Raw genomic sequence first — 20,859 nt, forward strand, 5'->3', positions numbered from 1 at the left:
GCTCCCACAAGTCTATGTGCCGAATCACAAAGCCCGGTCAGCCCCGGGTTTCTCTGTGGGAGCGAGCCTGCTCGCGAAGGCGTCAGGTCAGCCACATCCACATTGACTGACACACCGCATTCGCGAGCAGGCTAGCTCCGGCAGTGCGTCTACACTTCTGAAACCCTTTTGGGAGCAAGCTTGCTCCCAAAAGGGATTGTTTCAGTGAAATCAGGAGTGGCTGATGTCTTCCAGCGTTGCCCTGCGGTTGCCGTCCATTGATGGGTTGTTGCGTCATCCGGCGTGCGCGCCGTTGGCCGAGCGTTACGGCCGGGATTTGTTGCTGACTGGTCTGCGTCAGTTGCTCGATGAGCTAAGGCCTGACGTGTTAAGCGGGCAATTGGCGGCCGTGGAAATTGGCCCCGAAGTGCTCGCCGGCCGCGTCGGCGAACGCTTGGCGCAACAGCAGCGCAGTCAGGTGCGCCGGGTGTTCAACCTGACCGGCACGGTGCTGCACACCAATCTCGGCCGCGCCCTGCTGCCCGAAGAAGCCATCGAAGCAGTGCAAACGGCTGCACGCTATCCGCTCAATCTCGAGTTCGATCTGGCGAGCGGCAAGCGCGGTGATCGTGACGACCTGATCGAAGGCCTGATCCGCGAACTGACCGGCGCCGAAGCCGTCACCGTGGTCAACAACAATGCCGCCGCCGTGCTGCTGACCCTCAACAGCCTCGGCGCGCGCAAGGAAGGCATCATTTCCCGTGGCGAGCTGATCGAAATCGGCGGCGCTTTCCGCATCCCCGACATCATGGCCCGGGCCGGCGTGCGCCTGCACGAAGTCGGCACCACCAACCGCACCCATGCCCGGGATTACCAAGCGGCAATCGGTCCGCGCAGCGGGTTGATCATGCGCGTGCATGCCAGCAACTACAGCATCGAAGGCTTCACCGCGCGGGTGGCGACTGCGGAACTGGCCGAGTTGGCACACGCTCATGGCTTGCCGTTGCTGGAAGATCTGGGCAGCGGCAGTCTGCTCGACCTGACGCGCTGGGGCCTGCCGGCGGAACCGACGGTGCGTCAGGCATTGCTCGATGGCGCCGACATCGTCACCTTCAGCGGCGACAAATTGCTCGGCGGGCCGCAGGCCGGGTTGATCGTCGGGCGCAAAGAACTGATCGCGAAGATCAAGAAGAATCCACTGAAGCGCGCACTGCGGGTCGATAAATTGACCTTGGCCGCGCTGGAGGCGGTGCTCGGTCTGTACCGCGATCCGGATCGCCTCGCCGAGCGTCTGCCGAGTCTGCGTCTGCTGACCCGGCCGCAGGCCGAGATTCATGCTCAGGCTCTGCGTTTGCAACCGTTGCTCGCCGATGTGTTGGGCGAGGTCTGGCAGGTCAGCGCGGTCGAGGCGTTGGGCATGATCGGCAGCGGCAGCCAACCGGTGGCGCGCTTGCCGAGTGCAGCGCTGTGTTGCCGCCCGCAAGTGTCCAAGCGCTGGCGCGGGCGTTATCTGCTCAATCTCGAAGCAGCGTTGCGCGGTTTGCCGATCCCGGTGCTCGGGCGAATCGGCGACGATGCGCTGTGGCTCGATCTACGCCAGCTCGACGATGAGCCAGGGTGGCTGGCGCAGTTGCCGCAATTGCAGGTCGACCGGTGATCGTCGGCACGGCGGGGCACATCGACCACGGCAAGACTTCGCTGTTGCAGGCGCTGACCGGGCAAACCGGCGACCGCCGCCCGCAGGAGCGCGAACGCGGCATGACCATCGATCTCGGTTATCTCTACGCCGAACTCGCAGCGGGCTCCGGGCTGACCGGCTTCATCGACGTGCCCGGCCACGAAAAATTCACCCACAACATGCTCGCTGGTGCGCAGGGAATCGATCTGGTGCTGCTGGTGGTCGCGGCCGACGACGGCGTGATGCCGCAGACCCGCGAGCATTTGGCAATCGTCGAACTGCTCGGCATTCCCCGCGCGCTGGTGGCGATCACTAAATGCGACCGGGCGGGAGCGGGCAGGGTGGAAGAGGTGCAGCGCCAGGTCCTGGACCTGCTCGCGCCCGGACCATTTGCTGATGCGCCGATTTTTACCGTGTCGAGTGTGAGCGGGCAGGGCGTCGATGGATTGCGCGCGGCGTTGTTGCAGGTGCGGAGCGAGGTGCAGGCGCGCGGTTGCGAAGGCGGCTTTCGTCTGGCGATTGATCGGGCTTTCAGCGTCGCGGGTGCGGGGATTGTGGTCACGGGCACGGCGCTATCGGGCACGGTTGCAGTGGGCGACAAACTGGTTCTGGCGCCTGCCGGCAAATCGGTACGCATCCGGGGTTTGCACGCGCAAAACCAGGCCGCTGAGCAGGCCTTCGCCGGTCAGCGCGTGGCGCTGAACCTCAGCGGCGAACGTCTGGAACTGACGCAGATCCACCGTGGCCAATGGTTGTTGGCGGACTGGCTGCATGCCCCAACCCAGCGCATCGACATCGACTTTCATCTGTTGCCGGGCGAGCGCACCTTTGAACACTTCCACCCGGTGCATCTGCACCTCGGCACCCAAGATGTCATCGCCCGCGTCGCCTTGCTGCAAGGCCCGCGCCTGAGCCCCGGCGAGCGCATGTTCGCGCAACTGCTGATCAACGCGCCGGTGCACGCAGTGAAAGGCGATCGATTGATCCTGCGCGACGCCAGCGCCCAGCGCACATTGGGCGGCGGTGTTGTGCTCGACCCATTCGCTCCGGCACGCCAACGCCGCAGCCTGGAACGCCTCGCGCAACTGCAAACCCTCGGCCTCAGCGTCAGCCTCGAACAGGCCCTGCCGGCACTGCTCAATCACAGCCCCGGCGGCCTCGACCCGCAACGCCTCGAACGCCAGTTCAACCGCCCGCGCGCGCAGTGGACGCTGGCGGACAACATCCGTCTGATCGACACCCGCCAAGGCCCGCTGCTGTTCAACGTGCAGCGCTGGGGCCAGTTGAAATTCACCTTGCTCGAGCAACTGGCGCGATTCCACGAACAGGAACCCGACCAGATGGGGCCGGACCGCGATCGCCTGCGCCGCTTCAGCGCTCTGACGCTGGAACGCTCGACTTTCATCAGCCTGCTCGACGAACTGCTCTATGCCGGCTCGATCCTCGCCAGCGGCCCTTGGCTGCACCTGCCCGACCATCAGGTGCGCCTGAATGCCGACGACGAAATCCTCTGGCAGCAATTACAGCCGTTGTTCGAACAGGCCGGTTTCGACCCGCCGTGGGTACGCGACGCCGCGAAAATGCTCGGCGAAGACGACGCCAGCGTCCGCCTGCTGCTGCGCAAACTCGCACGGCTGGGCCTGATGCACCAGGTGGTGCGCGACCTGTTTATCAGCGACATCGTCCTGCGGCAAATGGCGGCGCTACTGCTGAAACTCGCCGAAGAAAATCCAGCGATTGAGGTGACAACTTTCCGTGATGCGCTAGGCTTGGGACGCAAACGCTGTATTCAGTATCTGGAATATTTCGACCGACTCGGCCTGACCCGCCGGCTCGGCGAATCCCGCCAGATCCGCCCCGACAACGCGCTGGCTGACGCTTGCGCACCCTGAGTTCAGGAAGACAATCGCGCCCGGTGGCGCGGCCGGGCTTCAAACCCGGTTGGGGACGGCATCCGTTCCCGGGCAGGTTCGACTCCGGCTGTCTTCCGCCAGTCTCCCAAAAGCAAAGATCGCAGCCTTCGGCAGCTCTTACATCGATTTGTAGGAGCTGCCGAAGGCTGCGATCTTTTGATTCTGAATGCAGAAGAAACGTAGTCTGGCCCGTTTGGTTCGCCAGTTATTCAGAGACAGCCGCGAACTTATGTGGGAGCGAGCCTGCTCGCGAAAACGGTATAACAGTCGACATCTCAGGGATTGACCCACCGCATTCGCGAGCAGGCTCGCTCCCCCATTTGGAAAGCATTCCCCTGTTGGAGTGAGCTTGCTCGCGAAAGGGCATTCCCGGCCAGCAGAAAAACCTCAATTACGCCCTGATAAGTCATGAGCGAAAGTATATAAAGCGTATTGCACATTCATGGCGATGAGACCAAGGCAACGATACTATCTCGGCAATGTCCTTAATCGAATGTTATCAATTTTGATTACTGCGCTGCTCTGACTTGAAATAGTGAGAGCGGAGTAAGCGCTGGTTCCTGGTAATCCCATATAGAACTTGATTCCGACATCCTTCCAAGCGCCTATTGTTGTAAACATTATGGGGGGAAGTGTTATGGGATATGATTGTTCTATGCCAAGACTAACTCTACAACCTGATGCTTTCGTAACCAAATAGTCAAAGCTCAAGCTGCAAGGTTCGCCGCTTTTTACATTGTCATACGTTTTTCGCATGACTAAATCCTGCTCTTCGTACACAAAGCGAGACATGGCGTAGAACTCTCCACCTTCATTTCCTATTACTCCCGCCGCACCGCCAAAGCTCCATCCATTCATGTCATGGTTAGTGAAGGTGGTTAGGTCGTCGAATGCCTTCTCTATCTTATAAATTTTCTTTGGAAAAGATATGTAGCTACTTCCAGTTTTATCAAACGAAACCTTCACCTCAATCTCAAGTGTCGAGTCTTCTTCCAACATCAGCAACTTGTCTAGTGGTACTGGATGGCGTATTCCGACCAATTCCTCAGCCGTCACCTCTTTCCCTTTATAAGCCTCTTCAACAATTCCCGTACTGCCATCACTCTTGATTTCGGTATACGTCAGCCAGATCCTTTGCCCCAAGGCAATGAATGGCCAAGCCGCCGTCCGCGTATGATCCGTCGGCAACAAATCCGCCGGATCCAGCACATCTCCCGTCACCCGATCAATCGCCGGCGTGGGCAATCCGGGGTGGCCGTCGGCAATGTCCTGCATGCTCAGTGTCAGCGGCAGGGAATCCCGTGTTTCAGATCCGGTTGTCTTGCTGTATTCCACAGTGACGTTCCTGCCGAAACTGTACGCAAGCACTTTGTTGTCCAGCGCAATCTCTTGCGTCCCCAGCGCTTTGACCACGTGAGGCGGCGAGGTATCGGAGCCATCGGCGGGAACGCCTGGAGCGGCGGTCCAGCGCACGACGAGTACATCATTGAGTTGAATGGAAGGATCGAAGACCAGCGCGGTCAGCGCATCTTTCGCCGCAAACGGATCCAGGCTGTTGCCTGGCGCTTGTTTGATTTTTGGCGATAGCAGATCCGGCGCCGCTTCGCCAATGATCTCGGCCTCAGCCGTTCCGGAATGACCAATGACGTTGCCCGCTGGCCGTTCCAGTTCAAACCGCACCTGCAAGCGTGCGCCGGAAGTCAGCTGATCGTTGGGTAGTTCCAGAATGCAGGGTTGCAGTACCCCGAACCTGTCGGTGATCACGCCCGGTTGAGTCGATTTCTCGGCCGCTTCGTTCAGTCGATAAAACGCCTTGACCGTGTCGCCCTTTTGAAAATGCGAGGTAGTGGGAGAAATGACGATCAATAGCGGCCGACCGTCGAGTTTTTCGAGGTCCACAAGCGCGGGATCGTCCATGTCATCGTCCGCAATTTCGCGCAAGAGTGGCTTGGGCAGAAATGTGCGCACAAGATCAATGTTGGCAAAAATGAACTTCGACCAGCGGCTTTGGTGGGTCGGATTTTTCAGTTGATCAATCACGGTGTAGGAGAACGGACAGTTGTTGATACTGCCGATTTCTTTCAACCTGTCGGAATCAATCAGCACCGAGAACGGCTTGCCGGCTTCTTCCGGCGTCACCCTGTGAGTGAAACGCTGGCGATTGATCTCGTATTCCACCGCATCGTAGGCTCGGCAATAAGGGTAATCGAACGTCAGGAGTACGCCTTTCTCAGCCTGATCCTTGTCAATCACTGCCGGATTTCCAAGTTCTTCGGGCAGGCTGATCAGCAGATCCGGATGATCACCGGTCCCAGGCACATCATTGCCGCCGGGCGACGTGTCGTTGTAGAGCGCCCACGCTTCGATGGATTTGTTTTCATTGCCGGCGATGCTTTTCAGCATGTATTGGATTTTGTTGATGACCCCGTCGCGAAACTCCCTCTGGAACACGGAGAAGGTCATTCTCTCGTTGACGACTTGCTGTGGAATGCCGCTCTGCACACCGTTGATGTAGAGCCGGATGTCGACATATTGACCAACGTCCACAGGTGGATCGACCACTACCTGCACACCAGCGGCATTGACTCCATCGCGTGTGAGTTCCCTGAATATCCGCAATGGCAAGCCATACGCGTGTATGGGGGGTATGGCTGGCGGGTCGCTGATCACGCCCTCGATCGCCAGGTATATTTTCACGGGATGCAGTGTCATGACGTCGTTGTCGGATTGAGCATTGTCCATCGCACACCTTCCTGATGAGACGGCCACGGAGGGCTGGCCGGGATGGAGATATCAGATACCGGGTGGGGGAAGTTGGCTACTGTCAGATCTGACAGGTGAAGGTGGGTTTGCGACGGGCGGTAGGTCTGCGCTCGTAGAAGCGTAGGCCCACGCCGACGCACAATCAGAGGCGCGGTCGGGCTTCAAACCCGGTTGGAGACGGCATCCGTTCCCGGGCAGGTTCGACTCCGGCTTTCTTCCGCCAGTTTCCCAAAAGCAAAAGATCGCAGCCTTCGGCAGCTCTTACATCGATTTGTAGGAGCTGCCGAAGGCTACGATCTTTGATCGTTCCCATGCTCTGCGTGGGAATGCAGCCCGGGACGCTCCGCGTCCCTTCCAAAGCCCCGAACGCGGGGCGTCCGTTGAGGCATTCCTATGCTGCGCGCGGGAACGATCGTCGCAGGAGGCGCTACTGCGGCAACTCCAGATTATCCAGCACCCGATTCACCGCCAATTCCCCGAGCATGATCAGTTGCGCAATCCCCATCAGCGTCCGGCGCTGCGATGGCTTGACCAGCCCGGCGAATTCCTGGGCGATGGTTTTGGCCGAGGCGAGGGTTTCGCAGGCATTGGCCAGCAAGTCTTCGTTTTTGGTGTCGGCGGTGACGGCGTACATGGCGCGGGGGCTGAGGGGTGGTGGGGTTGAGCCGGGAGGGCAGAGGTAGTGGTCGAGGGCGCGGTCGGCGGCTTGGTGAAGTTTTTTCGAATCGAGGGATTCGTAGGGGGAGGTGGGATCGGTTTCGGGTGGGTTGGGTGTTGGTTTGATCATGGTGAGACTCCGTGGTTGATTTAGCCGCCACGGCTCATCGCTAAACAAGTAAAGGTGGCGGCTGTACGCAGGTTAGCGATCCGGGTCACAGAAACCCCGGGTAGACTCGAAGGTCTCCCACGCACAGCCACCATGACATCAAGTGCAGATCGAAAAATGCAATCGAGGCTGGGCATTGCTGCGTCTGTAAAGTGTCGGATCGCTAAACCCGATCGCTGATTCGTCAGCGACCGCACCACAATAGAATCCGCCCCCTAGACGCACAAGCCGGCGGATTCTGGCGTAGCTGTAGGCAATGGCGCAAGGATTTGTAGCCTTGAGACCGTGTCAGCAGGTGTCTTTTAAACAGTATTGTTTAAGTCGACGAATTCCGTTGGTTCTCATAGCCCCTTCGCGAGCAGGCTCGCTCCCACATTTGGAGATGCGTGCCACTGCTATCTTTGGTTTGGACTTGTTAACTAAATCGGGACCCTTTTTTATAAGAGTTCGGGAAGACGATCGTCCCCGGTGGCGCGGCCTCGCTTCAAAACAGGTTGGGAACGGCATCCGCTCCCGCGAAGGCTGGACGTTGGCTGCCTTCAACCAGTTAATCCTTGTCGCACACCATCTTTGGCGCAAATCTAAAGAACTAAGATTCGATCAAAACCTAATTCTATTTATTTATTGGAAGAGGTACTTTTTGGCATTGATTTATTAACTCCTCGGACGGTAGCCAATCAAGGCATGGGTGTGGCTTACCTCATTCGAACCTCTGTTAACGAGGCCTGAAACAAAGGGCAAGCTGGTCCATTGGGCCGGTTGTCCAGTTGCCATCAGTATTTCCGAGAGATTCATGCTCCCATGGTAAATGTAGGAGGTATACCAATAATTCGTTGTTATAGATGCATTAATTTTTTGAAAGCCAAATATTGCAGCTCTAGCCAAAGGGTCACTTGTATCACTGTAGATTTGTTCTGGAAATAGCTGGGCGCCAATGGATGGCATCCACGAAATGGCCTGTGCGTGGTTACGCGGCTGGGAAGAGTAAACTAGCTCATAAACATTTTTGCATGTGACTTCGTAACTCGAATTACCTCCGTTCATATCACTTACATTGATACGCGCGATACCGTTTCGAATGGAGACTACATGTCCGGTATCCTTATCAACTGAAGCAACTTCAGTATCGGATGAGCTGTATTGATAAGGAGGAACACCGCCCCGAGCTTCTCGGGTTCGATGCGCGTTATCGTCTAAATAGGCCGTCGCATCGAAGGGTGGGGCATACGGCGCGGGTGCTGGAAAGAAATGGGGACCGTCCAGCACCATCGGCGTCGTATCAATCTCCAATGCCTTGGCCACACTCACCGTATAAGTGCGCACCCGAAGCGGTACCGCTTTTGTCTTGTCCTTAACCCCATCAAGATTGACCGCACAAACCACTTTCAACTGGCTTCCATCTTTCAGTTTTTTCAACCACTCGACCTGCGCCAGTAACGAAATTCTGTCAGCCAATTCACTGCGCCCGCCTGACGAGATTTCGTTGGTTACCGGGTTCCCATCCGCGTCAACGCCTTCAAAATCAACCCAAACCGGGTGGGTTTGTTGCATCAGTGGAATTATTTCCGAGAGCACCCGCGCATCACTCGGTAGTTCCGGAACATTGAGTTGCTGTCCGGTTTCCCCTGCAATATTCGGTGTCGGCAACCGCGGGTCATCCAACGCGATTTTATCGATGACCACCTCCAGAGGAGGGGATTCGCCGCTGGGCAAGCCATCACGAATCAATACCCACAACACCTGGATCGTTTTACCTTGATGAGCGAGAAGGAATGCCACACTGAATGTGAAATTGGCGCGTTTGTTGGTGTTGAATACCACTTGCGGAAATGGTGATCCCGGTACGCCACCGACAATTTTCAGAGTCGCCTTGTCGTTTGTCAAAGCGGCGTTGAACTCGGCTCGCACCCTCACTCCGCCTTCACTTGCCAGCACGTCGATGGGAGAGGTGGCGTTTACAAGTGTTGGTGGAACGAGAGAGATCTTGTCCAGATCCACTTCCACGAACACGGCATCGGACCAGGTTGGAGGGCCGGACGGGTTGGTCAGGTAGTCGACAACGCGATATTTGATTTCGAAGGTTTTATCGTTGCCACCCTCGATCAGCTTTTCTTTCGGGATGTCGATAACGACACTTTTTGGCACGGGAGGCAGGGGCGACGCACTGCCGGGTATGAGTTGGTATGGGTGATGCGCGCCATTGCAAAACACAAAAATCCGGTCATACCACTGCAGGTTATCGTAGGTGACAGTCACCTTGAACTTGTCAGCTTCCGCCTCGTTGATGACCTTGTGGCTGACAGTGAGATTCAATGCCGGTGGTAAATCACCGGGCGGAGAGGTTCGATGGTAGAGCACCAGCTCAGGTGTGAGTTCATCATTCCCGGACGTGCGCTCAATGTGAATTTTGATGCGGTTAAGGCCTTTTTGCAGTAAGCCGGCAGGCAGGCGCAGAGGTGTATCGTCGCTTTCCTTGCCCTCAGCGATGGTGGTGCTAGGCCCTTTGTTGTCGTTGACCAGCAGGATGAGCTTATCGTTCTTGGTCTGATTCAAGTAAGCCAGCATGAGGACCAACAAGCCCTCGGTTTCATTGGCTTTCACAATGGTCACGCCGCCATGGACGTCTGCCATTGCAGGTTCCAGCTCAACCATTTCGGGGGCGTACGGGCGCGTCAGTGCAAAAGGTTCAACCAAGTTACGGATGCGGCTCATCGCATTCTCCTTGCGTGACATAGGATCGCTCTTGCTGCATCTAATGCGAGATGGGCCACATCGTCACCTGTCAACTCTGACAGGTATGAGTGGTTTTGCGACGGACGGTAAGGGGCTATAGGTACGAAACTCATGTAGCTGCCTGCAAGCGAACGCATCCGTCAGTTGACAGTTCAGTGACTGAGCCAACGCTTTCGCGAGCAGGCTCGCTCCCACAGGGTTTGTGTTTCGGCATTTAGGGTTTGCGGGGGAGGTCAGTCCTGCAGTCGAGCTTGCAATTCCAGGACCTTCAACATTCTGAATTTGATTGTTTCGGCATCGAAGGTCTGAGGTTTTCCGCTGGGTTCGCCTTCTTTGAGCCCGGCGCGGATGGTTTCCAACTCAGCGTTTTGTTTTTGCTCAAGATGAGTCGAATCCTCGCTGCACTGGTTGCCATCCGCATCGCGATCCGCTTCGACCTGAGGTTTTAGCCGGCCTGCTGTTCAGTTGCGCTGCTGATTTTTCGTACGGTAGTCATGATCGGGCCTGATGATTGCGGAGCATTAACCCTCATACCTTAAATCAAAAGATCGCAGCCTTCGGCAGCTCCTACAAAACGAGGTAGGAGTTGCCGAAGGCTGCGATCTTTTGACCTTGTGTGCGTCAGACCCGCAAACGAATCTGCCACCCGAGCACATCCATCGGGTTAAATAATCCGTCCCCTTTGTGATCGCGAGCAGGCTCGCTACCACAGGTTCCTTCAGTGGTCGCAAAGTTTGCGTCCGACCAGGATCAATGTGGGAGCGGGCCTGCTCGCGAAGAGGCCGGCACGGGCATCGCATAACTCAGCCGGCCCGCATTACCCCGGCAACTCCAGATTATCCAGCACCCGATTCACCGCCAACTCTCCGAGCATGATCAGCTGCGCAATCCCCATCAGCGTTCGGCGCTGCGATGGTTTGACCAGCCCGGCGAATTCCTGGGCGATGGTTTTGGCCGAGGCGAGGGTTTCGCAGGCGTTGGCCAGGAGGTCTTCGTTTTTGGTGTCGGCGGTGACGGCGTACATGGCGCGGGGGCTGAACGGTGGTGGGGTCGAGCCGGGTGGGCAGAGGTAGTGGTCGAGGGCGCGGTCGGCGGCTTGGTGGAGTTTTTTTGAATCGAGGGATTCGTAGGGGGAGGTGGGGTCGGTTTCGGGTGGGTTGGGTGTGGGTTTGATCATGGTAAAGCTCCTTGAGAAATGGAGCCGTCAGCCTTCGCTGCTAAACGAAGAGGGTGGCGGCTTTACGCGGGTTAGCAGACCAGGCTCAAGGATCCCGGCGCACCGAAGTGCCCCACGCAAGCCGCCATAAAAAGATAGGCGGAGCCAGCGTGCCTTGAAAATTTGCCGGGCTGCTAAACCCGATCACTGAACAGTCAGCGACCGCACCACAATAGAACCCGCCCCCAAGGCGCACAAGCCGGCGGATTCTGGCTTGGCCGTAGGCAATGGCGCAAGGATTTGTAGTCTTGAGACCGTGTCTGGAGGTGTCTTTTAAACAACGTCGTTTAAATCTCAGAATTGCGCCGCACATGATGGCCTCTTCGCGAGCAGGCTCGCTCCCACACTTGGGATCATGTTTTCAGCAAGAGCTGAGTGGGTAGTTCAGAAACCCAGCGGGTACTGGATGACCACGTAAATCCGGTCAATATCATCACCAGCCTGTGCTTCGTTGGCGCGGTGGGTGACGTGGGATAGTTGCACCGACAGATCCTTCGCGGTGCCGGACTGCACTACATACTTCAGGTCGATATCGCGTTCCCAGTGTTTGCCGCCGCTGCCTTGTTGCGGTTGATAGTCGCCGCTGTCGGCGTCGAACGGGTTGTAGGCGCCGCCCTTGGGCGCGTGCGTACCGTCGATGTGGCTGCCGCTGACGTAGCGGGTCATGAAGTTCAGGCCGGGGATGCCGAAGGCGCCGAGGTCGAGGTCGTAGCGGGCTTGCCAGGAGCGTTCGTTGGCGCCGTTGAAGTCGGCGTATTTGATCGAGTTGGCGAGGTAGATCGAGTCGCCGCCGACGAAATCGAACGGCGTGTCGCCATTGATCCGCTGCCAGCCGAGCATCACCGCATGCGGGCCGAAGCTGTATTTGCCGGAGAGGCTGAAGGCGGTGTTGTCGATCTCGCCGGCCACTGCGCGGCCGGTGTCGCGGGTGTGGTAGAGGTTGGCGTCGAGCAGCACGCCGGACTGTTTGAAATGCAGGTTGCCGTAATACTGATGCCAGGTGTCGCTCAGTTCTGAGGCGTAGAGTGCGCCGCCGACCGGGCTGCTGCCGAACAGATCGGCGCCGACGAAACTGATGCCGCCTGCTTCGGTGTTGGCGCCGTAACCGTAGAAGTCGCCTTGGCCGGAGGAGCTGTCCTGATTCTTGAACGCGGTGAAATGCCCGGCGACCAGATTGACGTTGTCGAACTCGGCGCTGTCGAACTCGGCGCTGTTGAGCAAAAAGCCTGTGGCGTATTCCGGTTGCAGGCGTTTGTCGGAAGTGTCGAAGACCGGGGTTTCCACGGTCATTTCGCCGAAGGCCAAAGTGGTGCGCGAGACCTTGAGCTTGAACGCACCGCCAGCGCTGGAATAGTTGTTTTCACTGCGACCATCGCTGTCGACGGGCAGCAGACCAGTACCGGAGTGGCCCTTGCCGCCGTCGAGTTTCAGGCCGGCGAAAGCGTGGGCGTCGATGCCGAAACCGACTGTGCCCTCGGTGAAACCGGATGAGAAGTTGCCGATAAAGCCCTGTGCCCATTCCTGTTTGTAGTTTTTTCCGGAGGGCGTGGGCGAGCGGTAGTCGTTGCTGAGGTAGAAGTTGCGCAGCAGAACATCGCTTTTGGCGTCGTCGAAAAAGCCGCTGGCATGGGCGGTGCCGGTCAGACCGCAGAGCATGGCAAGCAGGGTGAGGCGGGAGGGCGCGCGGTTGATCATGGTCAGGGCCGGTGGTAATCAGGATGGCGCTGATGATCGGCGGATTGGCCTGGAAAGGATTGGGCCGGTGTGCTGAGTTGGCAGCCCTCACACCAAACCCTGTGGGAGCGAGCCTGCTCGCGAATGCGGAGTGTCAGTTAACAAAAATGCTGACTGACACAGCGCTTTCGCGAGCAGGCTCGCTCCCACAGTTTGAGTCGGGGTAGTCAGGTGGAAATGTGGCGGCTGTCAGGCCTCCATCGCTGGCAAGCCAGCTCCCACAGGGTTTGTGGGAGCTGACACAGTGCATTAAGCCAGCGGCGGTGTGCGCGGTGGGATCTGGCGTTTGCTGCCGGTGGATTCGAAGGCGGCGGCGAAGCGCAGCAGGTTCGAGTCGTCGTAGGCGCGGCCGGCGAAGGTCAGGCCGACCGGCATACCGATATCGGCCATCACGCCCATGGGCACGGTGACGGTCGGAACGCCGAGGTGGCGGATCGCGAGGTTGCCGTTGGCCACCCAGACGCCGTTGCTCCAGGCGATGTCGGCCGAAGCAGGATTGACATCCGCATCGGCCGGACCGACGTCGGCGACGGTCGGGAACAGCACGGCGTCGAGGCCGAGGTTGTCCATCCAGTCTTCAAGGTCGATGCGTCGGGTTCGCTCCAGACCGCGCAAGCCATCAGGCACGGTAGGGATTTCATTCCACGGCGTGATGCCGCGTTCGGCCATGCGCACGTATTCGTCCATGCCGGCGGCCAGATCGCCCTCGCGGTTGGGCAGGGTGCCGGGGTCGTGCGGGAAGATCTTCGGCCCGTCGACATCCACCAGACGATTAAGCTTCGGGTCACCGTTGGCCTGCAGGAAGTCGTCGAACGCCCAGGCTGTCAGATCCCACAGTTCATGGTGGAGGAATCCTTTCGACACCAGCCCACGGGTGAACACGGTTGGCGCGCCAGGGCGGTCACCTTCGCAATTGGAGACCAGCGGGAAGTCGGTTTCGACGACTTCGGCGCCAGCGGCCTCGAGGGCTTGGCGCGCCTGCTTCCACAAATCAATCACGGACGCGCGGGTGTTGATGCGCTGGCCGGTCGGGCCGCCTATGCCGGGGGCTTCGCTGGTGCCGGCGTCGGGGTCGGCGTTGATGTACATGCGCGGGATGGCGAAGCGTTTGCCGGCCAGGGCTTTGGCATCGGCGGCCAGTTCACTGTACGCAGCCGGGCGCACTTCGCTGACGCGCGGGATCGGCACCCACGGTTGCAGGCGCCAGAGGTCGCCACGGGTGTCCGGGTCTTCGGCGACGACCACGTCGAGCACTTCGAGCAGGTCGGCCATGGTCCGCGCGAACGGCACGACGACGTCCATGGTCGGGGTCAACGGCCAGTTGCCGCGCACCGAAATCACCCCGCGCGACGGGGTGTAGGCGCACAGGCCGTTGTTCGACGCAGGGCCACGGCCGCTCGACCAGGTTTCCTCAGCCAGGCCGAAGGCAGCGAAACTCGCAGCGGTCGCGGTGCCGGCACCGTTGGACGAGCCGGAGGCGAACGGGGCGGTGAGGTAAGCGGCGTTGTACGGACTTTCGGCGCGGCCATAGACGCCGCGTTGCATGCCGCCATTGGCCATCGGCGGCATGTTGGTCTTGCCCAGGCAGATCGCCCCGGCAGCGCGCAGGCGTTCGATGGTGAAGGCGTCGCGATGGGCGACCAGATCGGCAAATGCCGGGCTGCCGGAAGCGGCGGTCAGGCCCTTGACCAGATAACTGTCTTTGGCGGTGTAGGGGATGCCATCGAGCGGGCCGAGGGTTTCACCGTTGGCGCGGCGGGCGTCGGAGGCGCGGGCTTCGTTCAGCGCTTCAGGGTTGCGCACGACGACGGCGTTGAGTGCCGTCGAAGTGTCGGCGCCATCGTAGGCATCAATGCGTGCCAGATAGGCCTGCACCAGCTCCACGGCAGTGGTCTGGCCGGATTCAAGGGCGGCGCGCAGTTGGGCGATGGAGACTTCGGTGACTTCGATCATTGGGTCACCTGTTGAGCGTGGTTGTTTGGGGCAGGGGTATTCATAGCGGTTCTCGTTGCACGGCTTTAAGCGACAAGGTCAAGACTGGCGCCTATTTAACACCAAGCCGCGCTTCGAGTAATCGGCGGGGTGACGGCCCCGCCGATTTTTTCTGCGTCCAGCGGATCATCCATTGATGCGCGGATGCTGCTGGACCAGCACTTTGCGCTTGGCCTCCAACTCGGCGATCTCGGCATCAATGTCTTCGATTTTCTGCTCGATGTTGTCGTGGTGTTCCTGCAACAGTTCCTTGGCCTCTTCGAGGTCGGAAGCCGCCGGGGCCGCGCCGCGCAGAGGTTTGTTGGCGGTTTCCTTCATGGTCACACCAGTGACCAGCCCAACCACGGCGATGACCATCAGGTAATACGCAGGCATGTACAGATCGTTGGTGCTTTCCACCAGCCAGGCCACGGCAGTCGGGGTCAGACCGGCGATCAGCACCGAAACGTTGAAGGCACTGGCCAGCGCGCTGTAGCGGATGTGGGTGGGGAACATCGCCGGCAGGGTCGAGGCCATCACACCGATAAAGAAATTGAGCAGCACCGCGAGGATCAGCAGGCCGGAGAAGATCAGGGCGATGCTGCCGCTGTTGATCAGCATGAACGCGGGAATGGCGAAGATAAACAGGCCAATGCTGCCGACGACGATGAAAGGCTTGCGGCCGATCTTGTCGCTGATGAAACCGATCAGCGGCTGCACAAAGAGCATGCCGACCATGATCGCGATGATGATCAGCACGCCGTGGTTTTCGCTGTAGTGCAGGTTGTGCGTCAGGTAGCTCGGCATGTAGGTGAGCAGCATGTAATAGGTGACGTTGGTCGCCGCCACCACGCCGATGCAGGTCATCAGGCTGCGCCAGTGTTTGGTTGCGACTTCCTTGAACGACACTTTCGGGCCACCGGCTAGGCCTTCGCGGTCGCCTTGTTCGAGTTTTTCCACGTGCTGCTGGAACGCCGGGGTTTCTTCCAGGGCGTGGCGCAGATACAGGCCGATCATGCCCAGCGGCAGGGCGAGGAAGAACGGAATCCGCCAGCCCCATTCTTCGAAGCGCTGTTCACCGAGAATCGTCGAGATCAGCACCACGACACCGGCGCCGAAGACGAAACCGGCGATCGAGCCGAAATCCAGCCAGCTGCCGAGGAAGCCGCGTTTGCGGTCCGGCGCGTATTCAGCGACGAAGATCGAGGCGCCGGTGTATTCACCACCGACCGAGAAGCCTTGGGCCATTTTCGCCAGCAACAGCAGGATCGGCGCCCAGATGCCGATCGAGGCATAGGACGGAATCAGGCCGATGGCGAAGGTACTCAGGGACATGATGACGATGGTCGCGGCGAGGACTTTCTGTCGTCCGTATTTGTCGCCCAGGGCACCGAAGAACAAACCGCCAAGCGGACGGATGAGGAACGGCACGGAGAAGGTCGCCAGCGCGGCGATCATTTGCACGCCGGGATCGGCGCCGGGGAAGAAGACCTTGCCGAGCACATAGGCGACAAAGCCGTAGACGCCAAAGTCGAACCATTCCATGGCGTTGCCCAGTGCGGCGGCGGTAATCGCCTTGCGCATCTTGGCGTCGTCGACAATGGTGATGTCTTTCAAACCGATCGGTTTGACGGTGTTCTTGCGTGATTTCATTGCGCTGTTCCCGCTCGCTGATCCAGATTACCGCTGCGATGCCATCTCCATGATGGCGCCGGCTCTTCTGGCTCAGATACATGCGGACACGAAATAATTCACCGATGGGCTGGAATTAATTTCGACAGGTGGGGCTGGTGGTCGGTGCTCTGAAGGGCTTGGTTGGAGCATTCAAGATAGCGGTTGTCTGAACCAATGCCATCGCGAGCAGGCTCACTCCTACAGTTTCGCGCGGCGAATCACAATTCCCTGATCCAACACAAATCCCCTGTGGGAGCGAGCCTGCTCGCGAAGGCGGCGACACATTCAACATCGCAGTCGCCTGACCCGGCGCTTTCGCGAGCAGGCTCGCTCCCACAGTGGTTTTGTGTTTCGCAGGGACTTATAGCGCAGCCTTCACCTGCAAGCCCACCACCAGCGCATTGTCGATGTCCTGCCCGGAAAACGCGCCCGGTTCGATGATGTATTGCAGGTTCGGGCGCAGCGTCAGCCATGGGGTGGCCTGGTAGCCGTAGCCCAACTCGATCAACTGCTCGGCGCTATCGAGGTTCGGAAACGCAGCACCATTGGCCAGCGCGGCATCCTGTTGCACATCGCGGCTGCGCGGGTTCGGCACGGCGCGGCCATAGCCCAGGGCCACGGTGTCACGCGGGCGGCCTTCGAACGGTTTGTACAAAACCACGCCGGTGCCGTACCACTTGCTGAACGGCGAGGCGGCTTCACTGGCCGCCGAATACTGACCGAACGCATGCAGGCTGCGGCCCTCGGAGGTCGGCGAACGCCATACGGCCTGATCGATCAACAAATAATGCCCGCCACGACCGGACACTTCATCGTCGCTGCCAATGCGTTTGACGTCAGAGCTGTCGTAGTAATAGCCGAGCTTGTACTCACCCGGCAGCTCGCCGGCGTGCTTGTACACCAACTCGATCGGCACGACGGTGCCGGTGGTGTGCTTCGGCCCCAGATGCCAGGCGCGGCTGGAATTGCCGTTGCTCTCGGGGTCGACGTTGAACGCAGCCACACGCAGTTGCCAGGACGGCGACAGGTCGTATTTGACCCGCACGCCCAGACGCGCGTTGGGGTAGTTGGTCCAGCCGCTGCCGCCGGACATGTTCAGCGGGTGACCGCAGAAACCGGCGTTCATGAAGTTGCACAGAATGCCGCTATCCAGACCGCCGAGGTCGTTGCCCATGGCCATGTAGCCGAGCTTCACGTTCAGCGCCGGGGTGAACAGGCTGCGCTCGTAACTCAGTTCAGTCAGGCGCGTGTACAGGCCGCCGTAGTTTTCCTGAATCGGCAAGCGGTTGCCGACCAGATCTTCCGACGCGCTGTTGCCGCGCCGGTCGTTGATGGTCAGTTGCACTTTGCCGGCGTTGTCGACGCCGTAGAGTTTGCTCAGATCAAACTGCACGCCGAGCTTGATGTTCTGCGAGTAGCGCGCCGAACGGTGCAGGCCGCCGTCGGCGTTGTAAGCGGTTTCGCCGCTGTAATCGCCAGTGAACTTGATGCCGTCTTCATCGAGTTGATGACGCAAGCCGCCCCAGTCACCGGTGAGGGTGCTGCGGGTCAGCAGATCGGAGTCGCTGGCGGCCAGCGCGGGTAGGGCAGTGGTGCAGCTCAGACCCAGCAACAGGCCAGTGGAAAGCTTGGTACGAGAAAAGCGAACAGCCGATGACATGTGAATCCTTCCTGCTGAAATCTTTAACGCAATAAAACGGCGACGCGGTGCTTTGGGGCACCGCGCGCTTGGAGGAGGTTGGTTGTGCGGCAGCGAGTTACGGCAGGGCGTAAGCCATCACGTAATCGCCACGATCGGTCGACTGGCGTGCGCCGCCAGCGGTGACGACGATGTACTGCTTGCCGGTCTTCGGCGAAACGTACGTCATCGGGCCGCCCTGGCTGCCGACTGGCAGACGGGCTTTCCAGACTTCTTCGCCGTTGCCGCTGTTGAAGGCGCGCAGGTAGAAGTCCTGGGTGCCGGCAATGAAGATCAGGCCGCCCTGGGTCGACAGGGTGCCGCCGAGGGTGGGGAGACCGATCTTGATCGGCAAGTGCATGCGAATGCCCAGGGGACCGGTGTCTTCAACGGTGCCGACCGGAACCTGCCATGCGACTTTCTGGGTCTTCATGTCGATCGCGGTCAAGGTGCCGAACGGCGGCGCCTGGCACGGAATGCCGGCCACCGACAGGAAGCGGTTCTTGTTCACCGCGTACGGCGTGCCTTTGAGCGGAACAGCGCCCATGCCGGTGTTCAGCGCTTCGCCACCGCCAGCGGCCTGGCCTTTGTTCTGCGACGGGATCATCTGGATCCACAGACCCAGGCGCATGTCGTTGACGAAGATGAAACCGTGCACCGGGTCAGTGGAGATGCTGCCCCAGTTCATGCCACCCAGCGAACCCGGGAAGCTCAGCGATTTGTCGGTACCCGGCGCGGTGTACAGACCGTCGTAGCGCATGCTCTTGAAGTCGATACGGCAGAGCAACTGGTCGTACGGCGTGGCGCCCCACATGTCCGATTCGGTCAGGTGCTGCGCGCCGATCTGCGGCATGCCCACGGATTTCGGCTGGGTCGGCGAGTACGGCTCGTTAGGGATGTTCGCGGCTTTCACCGGTACTTCCTTGACCTCGGTCAGCGGCTTGCCAGTGGCGCGGTCGAGCACATAGATCTGCCCGGCCTTGGTGCCGATGACCAGCGCCGGAACGCTTTGGCCGTCCTTGTCGAAATCGATCAGGCTCGGCTGCATCGGCAGGTCGAAGTCCCACAGATCGTTGTGCACGGTCTGGAACACCCAGCGTTCTTCACCGGTGCTGGCGTCCAGCGCGAGGATCGAGGCGCCGTACTTGTGGTCCAGTTCGCTGCGCTCGACGCCATAGATGTCGGTGGACGAGCTGCCCATCGGCAGGAATACGGTGTTGGTCGCCGCGTCGTAGGACATCGGCGCCCAGCTGTTCGGCGTGCTGCGCACGTAGGTTTTGCCGTCGGCCGGCGCGTTGCGGTCCTGCGGGTTGCCCGGGTCGAACGCCCAGCGCATGGCGCCGGTGATCACGTCAAAACCGCGAATCACACCGCCCGGCATGTCGCTCTGCACGTTGTCGGCAACACGACCGCCAACCACTACGGTGGTGCCAGCCATCAATGGCGCGGACGACAACTGATAGTAGCTGTCCGGAACATCACCCAGACCGGCCTTCAGATCGACTTGGCCGTTGTTGCCGAAACCCTGGCAGAACTCGCCAGTGTCAGCGTCGACCGCGATCAGGCGAGCATCGATGGTATTGGTCAGCAGACGACGCTGGCAGTTGGCAGCCGGCGCCGGTTTGGCTTCGATGATCGAAGAGTTGCTCGGCTGAGCGATGGTCGCGGTGGCGTCGAAATAGGCCATGCCACGGCAGCGCTGCCAGACTTTCGATTGCGCGTTGATCGCGTTCTTCCAAAGCTCTTTACCGGTGTCGGCATCGAGGGCGATCAGGTTGTTGTGCGGGGTGCAGATGAATACTTTGTTGCCGACCTGCAGCGGGGTGAGCTGGTCTTCGGCGCCGTTGCCATCGCTCTCGGCGACGTCCCCGGTGTGGTAGGTCCACGCGACTTTCAACTTGTCGACGTTGTTGCGGTTGATCTGGTCGAGCGCGGCGAAGCGGCTGCCACCTTCGGTGTTGCCGTAGTGCGCCCAGTCTTTCTGCGCCTTGGCCGGCTCGACCGGAGTCAGGCCCGGGCCAGTGCCAGTGGCGGCAACCGTAGGGTGAGCGACAAACATGTTGCCCGCCGCAATGGCCACGCCGACCGCCAGCACAGCGGCCACGGCATATGCACCACGACCGGCAGCCCGGCCATTGGCGCGCGCCAGCAGCGGGTAGACCAGAGCGACGACCATACCGATGGCGCTGAACATGAACAGCCGCGAGAACATCGGCCAGAACACCAGCCCGGCGTCAGCCACGGCCCAGATCGCGGTGGCCACGAGAAACGCGGCGAACAACCAGGCGCCTGCGGTTTTCTTCAGTGCGATCAGCACGCCGGAAACGGTCATCGCCAGACCGCCGACCAGGAAGTACCAGGAACCGCCCAGGCTGACCAGCTTCACACCGCCGGCCGCGAGCGCCAGACCGAGCAGGGCGATGATCACGCCAAGGCCGACCAGAATGAACGTTGAAACGCCTGAGACGCGTTGACTGTGGTTCACATTGAAAGTCCCGTTTGAATGAAGCGCGGGATTATAACGGTAACTAACCATTCAGTTAACCGCAGTTTTGCCATGAAACCGTGCACTTCTGTGAATCAAGCGTGGTGCAGGATTAGCAAAACGCAAGTTGAGAGGGGTTTCTCGAGGTTTCAGCATGAGGGGCGGATTGAGCGTGGTATTGCAATGCACATGCTTGGACACCGCGCTGG

Annotated in this window: 11 protein-coding genes and 1 tRNA gene; 3 read left to right on the forward strand and 9 right to left on the reverse strand. The window is 59.7% G+C overall.

Annotation, left to right across the window (positions count from 1 at the left end; translation table 11 throughout):
- Positions 1–223: 223 nt before the first annotated feature.
- The 3 genes from selA to ACV8MC_RS19525 all read left to right on the forward strand — a co-directional run bounded on the left by selA (position 224) and on the right by ACV8MC_RS19525 (position 3,650).
- Complete coding sequence (gene selA / locus ACV8MC_RS19515; RefSeq protein ID WP_457263070.1) at positions 224–1,636, forward strand: L-seryl-tRNA(Sec) selenium transferase; 1,413 nt, start codon at positions 224–226, stop codon at positions 1,634–1,636.
- Positions 1,633–3,549, forward strand: a complete 1,917-nt coding sequence (gene selB, locus ACV8MC_RS19520; RefSeq protein WP_457265577.1) for a selenocysteine-specific translation elongation factor — start codon at positions 1,633–1,635, stop codon at positions 3,547–3,549. Before selA ends, selB begins: the two co-directional genes overlap by 4 nt.
- 5 nt (positions 3,550–3,554) lie before the next feature.
- Positions 3,555–3,650 (forward strand) — tRNA-Sec (locus ACV8MC_RS19525).
- Between the two features lie 388 nt (positions 3,651–4,038).
- On the opposite strand, the gene ACV8MC_RS19530 is transcribed toward ACV8MC_RS19525, so the two are convergent.
- The 9 genes from ACV8MC_RS19530 to ACV8MC_RS19570 form a co-directional block, all read right to left on the reverse strand.
- Positions 4,039–6,312 carry a hypothetical protein gene (locus ACV8MC_RS19530; protein ID WP_457263072.1) on the reverse strand — a complete coding sequence of 758 codons (2,274 nt, stop codon included), beginning with the start codon at positions 6,310–6,312 and terminating at the stop codon, positions 4,039–4,041.
- A gap of 448 nt (positions 6,313–6,760) precedes the next feature.
- Complete coding sequence (locus ACV8MC_RS19535; RefSeq protein WP_252886253.1) at positions 6,761–7,120, reverse strand: DUF6124 family protein; 360 nt, start codon at positions 7,118–7,120, stop codon at positions 6,761–6,763.
- 693 nt (positions 7,121–7,813) lie between these two features.
- Positions 7,814–9,871, reverse strand: coding sequence for a hypothetical protein (locus ACV8MC_RS19540; RefSeq protein WP_256811965.1), 2,058 nt, complete (start codon positions 9,869–9,871; stop codon positions 7,814–7,816).
- 838 nt (positions 9,872–10,709) lie between these two features.
- A complete protein-coding gene (locus ACV8MC_RS19545; protein ID WP_042607541.1) occupies positions 10,710–11,069 on the reverse strand; it encodes a DUF6124 family protein in 360 nt (119 codons plus the stop codon).
- A gap of 423 nt (positions 11,070–11,492) precedes the next feature.
- The gene (locus tag ACV8MC_RS19550) at positions 11,493–12,803 is read right to left on the reverse strand and encodes an OprD family porin (RefSeq protein WP_457263075.1); all 1,311 of its coding nucleotides are present in this window, start codon (positions 12,801–12,803) and stop codon (positions 11,493–11,495) included.
- Between the two features lie 288 nt (positions 12,804–13,091).
- A complete protein-coding gene (locus tag ACV8MC_RS19555) occupies positions 13,092–14,795 on the reverse strand; it encodes an amidase (protein ID WP_457263077.1) in 1,704 nt (567 codons plus the stop codon).
- A gap of 165 nt (positions 14,796–14,960) precedes the next feature.
- Complete coding sequence (proP, locus tag ACV8MC_RS19560) at positions 14,961–16,466, reverse strand: glycine betaine/L-proline transporter ProP (protein ID WP_252886249.1); 1,506 nt, start codon at positions 16,464–16,466, stop codon at positions 14,961–14,963.
- A gap of 382 nt (positions 16,467–16,848) precedes the next feature.
- On the reverse strand, positions 16,849–18,147 hold the full coding sequence (locus tag ACV8MC_RS19565; RefSeq protein WP_457263079.1) for a carbohydrate porin: 1,299 nt from the start codon (positions 18,145–18,147) through the stop codon (positions 16,849–16,851).
- Between the two features lie 97 nt (positions 18,148–18,244).
- Positions 18,245–20,650, reverse strand: a complete 2,406-nt coding sequence (locus tag ACV8MC_RS19570) for a glucose/quinate/shikimate family membrane-bound PQQ-dependent dehydrogenase (RefSeq protein WP_457263080.1) — start codon at positions 20,648–20,650, stop codon at positions 18,245–18,247.
- Positions 20,651–20,859 lie beyond the last annotated feature (209 nt).

This window comes from Pseudomonas sp. PK-RTE-24 (genome assembly GCF_054052265.1).